This window comes from Microseira wollei NIES-4236, from assembly GCF_020521235.1.
GTDB classification, from domain to species: Bacteria; Cyanobacteriota; Cyanobacteriia; order Cyanobacteriales; family Aerosakkonemataceae; genus Microseira; species Microseira wollei.
In genome coordinates, this window is record NZ_BLAY01000857.1 from 1 (window position 1) to 206 (window position 206).

Below are 206 nucleotides of genomic sequence, written 5' to 3' on the forward strand. Positions count from 1 at the left end.
TTGATTTATACCAAAAGATTGTGGAATGCCGTGCCCATATTTTGCGGTGGCGCGAGTAGGGGCACGGCGTATAAAAATTTTGATTTATACCAAAAGATTGTGGAATGCCGTGCCCATATTTTGCGGTTTCGCGAGTAGGGGCACGGCGTATAAAAATTTTGATTTATACCAAAAGATTGTGGAATGCCGTGCCCATATTTTGCGGT

The 206-nt window shown here is 43.2% G+C and carries 1 protein-coding gene; it reads left to right on the forward strand.

Going from position 1 to position 206, the window contains the following annotated elements; translation table 11 throughout:
• Positions 1–25: 25 nt before the first annotated feature.
• On the forward strand, positions 26–206 hold a 181-nt coding region (locus tag MiSe_RS50655; RefSeq protein ID WP_226595186.1), incomplete at its 3' end, for a hypothetical protein.